General features: G+C 64.1%; 5 protein-coding genes. All 5 read left to right on the top strand.

Annotated elements, in window-relative coordinates; all coding sequences use genetic code 11:
- Positions 1-93: 93 nt before the first annotated feature.
- The 5 genes from BN1233_RS08055 to BN1233_RS08035 all read left to right on the top strand — a co-directional run bounded on the left by BN1233_RS08055 (position 94) and on the right by BN1233_RS08035 (position 8,011).
- On the top strand, positions 94-3,036 hold the full coding sequence (locus BN1233_RS08055) for an FAD-binding and (Fe-S)-binding domain-containing protein (RefSeq protein ID WP_046862948.1): 2,943 nt from the start codon (positions 94-96) through the stop codon (positions 3,034-3,036).
- Between the two features lie 119 nt (positions 3,037-3,155).
- Positions 3,156-3,821, top strand: coding sequence for a GntR family transcriptional regulator (locus tag BN1233_RS08050; RefSeq protein WP_046862947.1), 666 nt, complete (start codon positions 3,156-3,158; stop codon positions 3,819-3,821).
- A gap of 150 nt (positions 3,822-3,971) precedes the next feature.
- Positions 3,972-5,351: a malonyl-CoA decarboxylase gene (locus tag BN1233_RS08045; RefSeq protein WP_046862946.1), complete on the top strand. Its 1,380-nt coding sequence runs from the start codon at positions 3,972-3,974 to the stop codon at positions 5,349-5,351.
- The gene (locus BN1233_RS08040) at positions 5,348-6,874 is read left to right on the top strand and encodes a malonate--CoA ligase (protein WP_046862945.1); all 1,527 of its coding nucleotides are present in this window, start codon (positions 5,348-5,350) and stop codon (positions 6,872-6,874) included. Before BN1233_RS08045 ends, BN1233_RS08040 begins: the two co-directional genes overlap by 4 nt.
- 318 nt (positions 6,875-7,192) lie before the next feature.
- Entirely contained in the window at positions 7,193-8,011 is an 819-nt protein-coding gene (locus BN1233_RS08035) for a class I SAM-dependent methyltransferase (RefSeq protein ID WP_046862944.1), read from the top strand.
- The last annotated feature ends 92 nt before the right edge of the window (positions 8,012-8,103 follow it).

Below are 8,103 nucleotides of genomic sequence, written 5' to 3'. Positions count from 1 at the left end.
TCATGAACGTTCCTCCAGCCTTCGCATTTGCGGAGATTGAATTTTGTATTATTTATTCAGTCAACGCAAGCCCTGCACCGGGAGGAGACCCGTATGGATGATCTGGCGGTCAAAGCACGCACGACGCTGACTCGGGACGTAGGACTTGAGCGGCAGCTCTCCCGGAACATCGCAGGTGAGGTGCGGTTCGATGCGTTCACGCGGGGTCGCTATGCGACGGACGCCTCCATCTATCAGATCATGCCCACGGGCGTGGTTTTTCCGAGAAGCGCCGCCGACATCGAGGCCACCCTTTCCATTGCGGGCGAGCACGGCATTCCGGTGATCGCCCGCGGAGGCGGCACATCTCAGAACGGCCAGCCGATCGGGACCGGCCTCGTGGTCGATTGCAGCCGCCACTTCAATGCCGTGGTCTCGATCGACACGGCGGCTCGCACGGCGACGGTTCGGCCCGGCCTCGTCCTCGAGCACCTGAACACGCGCCTCAGAAGCGAGGGCCTGTTCTTCCCGGTCGAGCCGTCCACCGCGAGCCGCTGCACGATCGGGGGCATGACGGCCAATAATTCCTGCGGGGCGCGCTCACTCCGCTACGGGAAGATGGTCGACAATGTCCTCGGCACCCGCGGCCTCCTCCGCGACGGAGAGGCATTCGGATTCGGGCTTCGGGACGGCGGCAATCCCGGTGTCGAAGGATCCGCCCGCGTTCTGGCGCTCGCCGAGCAGATGCTCTCGCTGGCCGATCGCGAGCGCGGCGAGATCGAGCAGATGTTTCCCAAGGTCCAGCGCCGCGTCGGAGGATACAATCTCGATGCGCTGCTGCCTCCTCACCCCAACCTCGCACATCTGCTCGTCGGCTCGGAGGGCACGCTTGCGGTTACGACGGAAGTGACCCTGAAACTGTCTCCCCTCCCCGCACAGCGCGTGATGGGCGTCTGCCATTTCCCGTCGTTCCGCGCCGCGATGGAGACGACCCGACATCTCGTCGCGCTCGGCCCCGCCGCGGTCGAACTCGTCGACAGCAACGTGCTCGAACTCGGAGCGGATATTCCCCTTTTCCGGCGCACCCTGGCGGACATCACCAAGGGCAGCCCCAATTGCCTGCTCCTGGTCGAGTTCGCAGGCGACAGCCTCGATGCCTTGCGCCGGGACCTCGGCCGGCTCGACGCATGCATGGCGGACCACGGATTTCCCAACGCAGTCGTCGAGGTCATCGAGCCGGCCCGCCAGCGACAGGTGTGGGAAGTCCGCGAAGCCTGCCTGAACATCATGATGTCGATGAAGGGAGACGGTAAGCCGGTCTCGTTCATCGAGGATTGCGCCGTCCCGCTAGAGCATCTCGCGGATTATACGGATGCCGTCACCGCGCTTTTCGAGCGCTACGGCACGCGCGGCACCTGGTATGCGCACGCATCCGTCGGCTGCCTTCATGTCCGCCCGATCCTCAACATGAAGGACGAGCACGGCGTCCGCTCCATGCGGGAGATCGCGGAGGCTGCCTGCGACCTGGTCAGGCAGTTCAAGGGTTCTCATTCCGGCGAGCACGGTGATGGCATCTCACGCTCGGAATTTCACGAACGCATGTTCGGATCGAGACTGGTGCGCGCCTTCGAGGAGGTGAAGGACCGATTCGACCCCGAGAACCGCCTCAATCCCGGAAAGATCGTGCGCCCCTATCGCATGGATGACCGCAGCATCATGCGGTATCCCCCGGGCTACAAGGTTGAGACCCCGGTCCGGGCGGCGCTCGACTGGTCAGAATGGGGCGGCTTCGGCGCGGCCGTCGAGATGTGCAACAACAACGGCACGTGCCGGAAGACGCTCGGCGGCACGATGTGCCCGTCCTACCGGGCGACGCGCCAGGAGCAGCACGTCACTCGGGGTCGCGCAAACTCGCTCAGGCTGGCGATCTCGGGACAGCTCGGACCGGACGCTTTCACCTCTCACGAGATGAAGGAGACGCTCGACCTCTGCGTCTCGTGCAAGGGGTGCAAGCGCGAGTGCCCCACGGGCGTCGACATGGCGAAGATGAAGATCGAATTCCTTCATCACTACTATGCCCGGCACGGCCTGCCTTTGAAGGAGCGGCTCATCGCCCACCTCCCCCGCTACGCGCCGATTGCCTCCATGCTGGCGCCGCTTCTGAACCTGCGTGACAGGATCCCGGCGCTCGCGGCCGCAACGGAACGCTGGCTCGGTTTCAGTGCGCGCCGTACGCTCCCGAAGTGGCGGAGGCCGTGGCGCGAGACGGGCGAGATCGCCCATGTGGAGGGCGTGGCAGGTGACGGACGAGACATCGTCCTGTTCGGCGATACCTTCAACCGCTACTACGAGCGCGAGAATCTCGAGGCCGCAGAGCGGGTGCTTCGCGCGGCGGGATATCGCCTGCACCGCGTGGCGCCCCAGGACGGCAGCCGTCCGCTCTGCTGCGGCAGGACCTATCTCTCATCCGGACTCGTCGACGAAGCCCGGCGCGAGGTTCGCCGTACGGCCAATGCTCTTGCGCCTTTCGTGGCGCGAGGGGCCCGGATCGTTGGACTCGAACCCTCTTGCCTCCTCACCTTCCGGGACGAGTTCTCTTCGCTGCTGCCACGAGTGGATAGCGAGCCGCTTGCCCGCTCCGCCTTCCTGCTCGAGGAGGCTTTGGCCTCGGATTTTGCCTCCGGTCTCGTCTCCCTGCCGCTCGTCGATCTGGGCGGCCGCACGGCCTTTCTGCACGGGCACTGCCACCAGAAGGCCTTCGAGGCGATGGGCGCGGTCGAAGCCGTGCTGAGATCCGTGCCAGGCCTCACGGTCCAGCCGATCGAGTCGAGTTGCTGCGGGATGTCCGGTGCCTTCGGTTACGGTGCGGCGACCATCGACACCTCCTTTGCGATGGCGGAGTTGTCTCTCCTCCCCGCGGTGCGGAAGGCCGGTCCCGACGACCTCATCGTCGCCGACGGAACGAGCTGCCGGCACCAGATCCACGACGGTGCCGGACGGGCCGCGATCCACGTGGCGAGGGTTCTCGATGAAGCCCTGGTGCCCGCCTCCGGATAATTCCCGTCGTTGGACCCGGCTCTCTTAAAGGCCAGCTTAGGTCCCTGTGCTATGATTCCGAGATGGTAGTTTCCCTCGAAGCGCAGGGGAGCCCAAAAGAGGACGCGATCCGAGCTCCAATGAACCACATGGCACCGGGACAAAGCATCAACCGCCGCTACCTCCATGACGAGGTCGCTGAGCGCCTGCGCGAATTGATCCGCGCGGGCGAGCTGGAGCCGCGTGCACGCGTGAACGAACTGGAGCTTGCGGAGCGGTTCGGGATCTCGCGCACTCCCTTGCGGGAGGCGATCAAGATTCTCGCAACCGAAGGTCTCCTCGATCTTCTCCCCAATCGCGGCGCCAGGGTCGCCAGCATTTCCATGGAGGAGATCGAAGAGATGGTCGAGGTCGTCGCCGGGCTGGAGGCGACGGCGGCCGATCTCGCCTGCCGTTCGATCACGGATCAGGAGATCGCCGCGATCGAGGAGAAGCACCGGGCGATGGTCGAAGCCTGGAAGCGGCAGGACAACACCGCCTATTTCACCCTCAACCGGGAGATCCACGAGGCGATCATGCAGGCGAGCCGCAACGCGACCCTGCAGGGCATTTATGCCAATCTCTCCGGCCGGATTCAGCGGGCGCGCTACCAGGCCCACAAGACTCCTGCCCAATGGGAACGGGCCGTGAGGGAGCACGATCGCATGCTCGAACTTCTCAGGAAGCGGGATGGCGAAACGCTCTCCGGCGTGATGCGTGAGCATATCCGCGGCAAGAAGGCCGTCATCAGCGCAGCCTACGGCTGAGGTCATGCGGGCAGGCCGGATGCCGGCCTTCATTGCCGCCGCAGGGCCCTCGGGCTACATGCTCGGGGTGAGGCCCGGCCCGTCGGCGGATCGGGCTTGTCCGCATGGGCTATGGTGAAAGGGCGCAGGAGGCGGCGTTTGAATCAACCGATGGCGAATCCGGGTCGCGAGGTCGCACCATCCTTCTTCAGCGACCTGATCGATACGCTCACCGAGCGCGGGCGGGCCCTCCTCGGGCGCTTGGACCGCTCGGCGATTCCTCAGGTCGATCTCACGGCTCTCGGCGAGTTGCTGCTGTCGCGGCGGGGCGAGGCCTCCGGAGTCGCGCTCGCCCAGGCCCTGATCGCGAGCTACAAGGCCGCATCGGAAAAGGAGCGCCTGACATTCCTGAGGTCGCTGGCGGAGCGATTCGGCCCCGATCGTGCCCGCGTGGAAGCAGCCATCGAAGCCTTCCACGATGGCACCGATCCCGATGCGATCAGCTTGCTGCATACCGCCGCCGAGCCGCGACGGCAGGAACTTTTCCGGCGCCTGAACCTGGCCTCGGGAGGCACGTCGGCGCTGATCAGGATGCGTGAGGAGCTGCTATCCCATCTGCGGAGCCATCCGGAACTCCGCGCCGTCGACGCCGATTTTACGCACCTCTTCTCGTCCTGGTTCAACCGAGGCTTTCTCGTGCTCCGCCGTATCGACTGGTCGACGCCGGCCGTCATTCTCGAAAAGATCATCCGCTACGAGGCGGTTCATGAGATCCAGAACTGGGACGACCTGAGGAATCGGCTCGCACCGGAGGACCGGCGCTGCTACGGGTTCTTCCATCCGCAGCTCGTCGACGAGCCGCTGATCTTCGTCGAAGTCGCCCTCACGGAGGACATTCCCGGGTCCGTCGCGCCGCTTCTCGATCTCGAACGGACCCCGATTCCGGCCTCTGCGGCAACGACGGCCGTCTTCTACTCGATTTCCAACACCCAGCAGGGGCTTGGAGGCGTCTCCTTCGGCAACTTCCTGATCAAGCAGGTCGTCGAGAATCTAAAAAGCGAGCTGCCCAATCTGAAGACCTTCGTGACTCTCTCGCCCGTACCGGGTTTCGCCGGCTGGCTCGCGCGCGAAAGAGAATCGGAATCATCGATCATCCTGTCGGAGGGCCCGGACGCGGAGGCGCTCGCGCTGCTCGACGAGCCGGGCTGGCATCAGGATCCCGCAAAAACGGAGCGCATCCGCACTGTTCTCCTGACACTTGCGGCTCATTACTTCCTAAAGGCGAAAACCTCCTACGGGCGCCCTGCCGACCCGGTGGCGCGCTTCCATCTCGGCAATGGTGCGAGACTCGAACGCTTGAACTTCCTGGGCGATGTCTCGCCGAAAGGTCTGCGGCAGGCCCACAGCTTGATGGTGAACTACCTCTACGCTCTTGACGAGATCGAGGCGAACCACGAGGCCTACGCCGAGAAAGGAGCCGTCGCGGCTTCGTCAGCCGTGCGAAAGCTCATGCGGAGCGGGCTGACATCGAAAGAACGGGTCAAGTCATGAACGGGAATCTTTTTCAGCTCTTCTGCGACCGGGTTGCCGAACCCGGGAAGATCTGCATCGAGACGGCTGGTGGTGAGCGCTATTCCTACGCCGACCTGATCGAGTTGTCGGGCCGGATGGCGCGCGCCTTGTCGGAACTCGGTGTCGCCCCTGGCGACCGGGTCGCCGTTCAGGTCGAGAAGTCCGTCCCCGCCCTCGTGCTCTATCTCGCCACGTTGCGCGCCGGAGCAGTCTACCTGCCGCTCAACACGGCCTATACGCTCGCGGAACTCCGGTATTTCATCGAGGATGCCGAACCCAGGCTTGTCATCTGCGACCCGTCCAAGCGCACGGGCGTCCTCGAGATCGCGCAGGATGCGGGGGCATCGGTTGCCACGCTCGACGCACAAGGGCGAGGCTCCTGGACGGATCTCGTGGCCAATGCCTCGGCGGAGTTCGAGACGGTCCCGCGCACGGCCGACGACCTAGCGGCGATCCTCTACACGTCCGGCACGACGGGCCGCTCGAAGGGCGCGATGCTGACTCACGATAATCTCGTGTCGAACGCGCTCACGCTCTGCGACATCTGGCAATTCTCTGCCTCCGACGTTCTTCTCCACGCGCTGCCGATCTATCACACGCACGGCCTCTTCGTGGCGACGAACTGCGTCCTGTTCTCCGGCGCGTCGATGATCTTCCTGCCGAAGTTCGACGCGAACGCCATTTTCGCCGCCCTGCCGCGCGCAAGCGTCATGATGGGCGTACCGACCTTCTACACGCGCCTTCTCGATGATCCGCGGCTCACGCGGGAGAGTTGCGCCCATATGCGGCTGTTCATCTCGGGCTCCGCTCCTCTCCTTGCGGAGACCCACCGCGAATGGCAGGCGCGGACTGGCCATGCCATCCTGGAGCGTTATGGCATGACCGAGACGGGCATGAGCACCTCGAATCCCTATGACAGGGATCGGGTGCCCGGAACCGTCGGCTTCCCGCTGCCGGGCGTCTCGATTCGAGTCGTCGATCCCGAGACCGGCCGCGCTCTGCCGAATGGCGAGATCGGCATGATCGAAGTCAAGGGTCCGAACGTCTTCAAGGGCTACTGGCGCAATCCGGAGAAGACCGCGGCCGAGTTCCGGGAAGGCGGCTTCTTCATCACCGGCGATCTCGGCAAGATCGACGAGCGCAGCTACGTGCACATCGTCGGCCGGGGCAAGGATCTCATCATCACGGGGGGCTTCAACGTCTACCCAAAGGAGATCGAGTCGGAGATCGACTCCCTCCCCGGAGTCGTCGAAAGCGCCGTCATCGGCATCCCGCATCCGGATTTCGGCGAAGGAGTCACGGCTGTCATCGTGCCGGAACGAGGCGCCTCCATCGAAACCGATGCCGTTCTCTCAGAGCTCGAGCAACGCCTCGCCAAGTTCAAGCTGCCGAAGCGCGTCGTCGTGATCGACGAGCTGCCGCGGAACACAATGGGCAAGGTCCAGAAGAACGTCCTGCGGGAGCAGTACAAGGATCTTTACAGCCGAGCCCGCGCTATCTGATTGACGCCGGCCCGGCTCTTCACATCGGCTCGTCGCGGCTGCTCATCGGTCTTGGCCCTTTCACCTCTGGGCCGGGCCCGGCAACCGGGGCGCTTCATCTTCCGCGAGCACCAGACGGAGAGTAATATTGAGGTCCAACAGCCCCCTTCAGGCTGCCTGCACCTGGCGCCTCCTCGGGCTCAGCCGGAAGAGGATGGCAGCATCTCGGCCTCCGTCACGGGCCTCGCTGCGACTCTCGGACTGACCTGCAACCGACGGCGCAGCGGCTTTTGCACAACGGGGACGTAATCGCGTGTCCAATGCTGTGCGGAGGAGCCCATGAGCACCGCCGACGTCATATTCACCGGACCGATCCCAAATATCTACGATACATATCTCGGTCCCTTGCTCTTCGAACCTTATGCCGAAGACCTCGCGGAGCGCTTGCGTGACCTGCACAGCGGGTGGATGCTCGAAATCGCCGCCGGAACGGGAATCGCGACCCGCGCTCTGACACGCGTTCTCCCCAGCACGGTCGAGATCGTCGCCAGCGATCTCAACCAAGCGATGCTCGACCTCGCGGCAACCCGCCTGGATGCTCCAAACGTCAGATGGCAGCAAGCCGATGCACAGGAGCTTCCCTTCGAAGAATCCGACTTCGATGTAGTAGTCTGCCAGTTCGGGGTGATGCTCTTCCCAGATAAGAAAGCCAGTTTCCGGGAAGTGCTGCACGTCCTGGTACCCGGAGGCCGTTACCTCTTCAACATCTGGAGCGGGCTGGAGGACAACGAGATCTGCCAGACTGTCTCTCAGGCAGTTGCGGGTTTATTTCCCGACGATCCGCCTCGTTTTCTCGAGCGGATCCCCTACGGCTATGGCGACACAGACCAGATTATCCGTGATGTGGAGCTTGCCGGGTTCGAGCGAGTCGAGATCGAGACCGTCGAAAAGGTCAGCCGAGCTCCATCTGCCCGAGAGGCAGCCATCGGGCTCTGCCAGGGCACTCCGTTGCGTGCGGAGATCGAGGCTCGCGCCCCAGATCGCCTCGACGAGGTGACAGCCAAAGCGGAGGAGGCCTTGCGGGAGCGGTTTGGCTCATCTGCCATCGAAGGGCGCATGAAAGCGTATGTCGTCTCGGCCTGGTCTCCGAAAGATTGAGATCCGGCGCCCCTCTTCGCGCACCCACGATTTCCAGGATCACCTCCGATCCAGCCCAGGAGGGTAGTCGCAGGCTCTTCGGCCGCCATATG

The sequence above is a fragment of the Microvirga massiliensis genome, assembly GCF_001006805.1.
GTDB classification, from domain to species: Bacteria; Pseudomonadota; Alphaproteobacteria; order Rhizobiales; family Beijerinckiaceae; genus Microvirga; species Microvirga massiliensis.
The sequence above is the reverse complement of the archived record's forward strand: the minus strand, read 5'-3'. Positions and strand labels throughout refer to the sequence as shown.

Coding starts and splice junctions, on each gene's coding strand:
- BN1233_RS08040 (WP_046862945.1), top strand. CDS start 5,348: ATGAACGGGAATCTTTTTCAGCTCTTCTGCGACCGGGTTGCCGAACCC.
- BN1233_RS08055 (WP_046862948.1), top strand. CDS start 94: ATGGATGATCTGGCGGTCAAAGCACGCACGACGCTGACTCGGGACGTA.
- BN1233_RS08050 (WP_046862947.1), top strand. CDS start 3,156: ATGAACCACATGGCACCGGGACAAAGCATCAACCGCCGCTACCTCCAT.
- BN1233_RS08045 (WP_046862946.1), top strand. CDS start 3,972: ATGGCGAATCCGGGTCGCGAGGTCGCACCATCCTTCTTCAGCGACCTG.
- BN1233_RS08035 (WP_046862944.1), top strand. CDS start 7,193: ATGAGCACCGCCGACGTCATATTCACCGGACCGATCCCAAATATCTAC.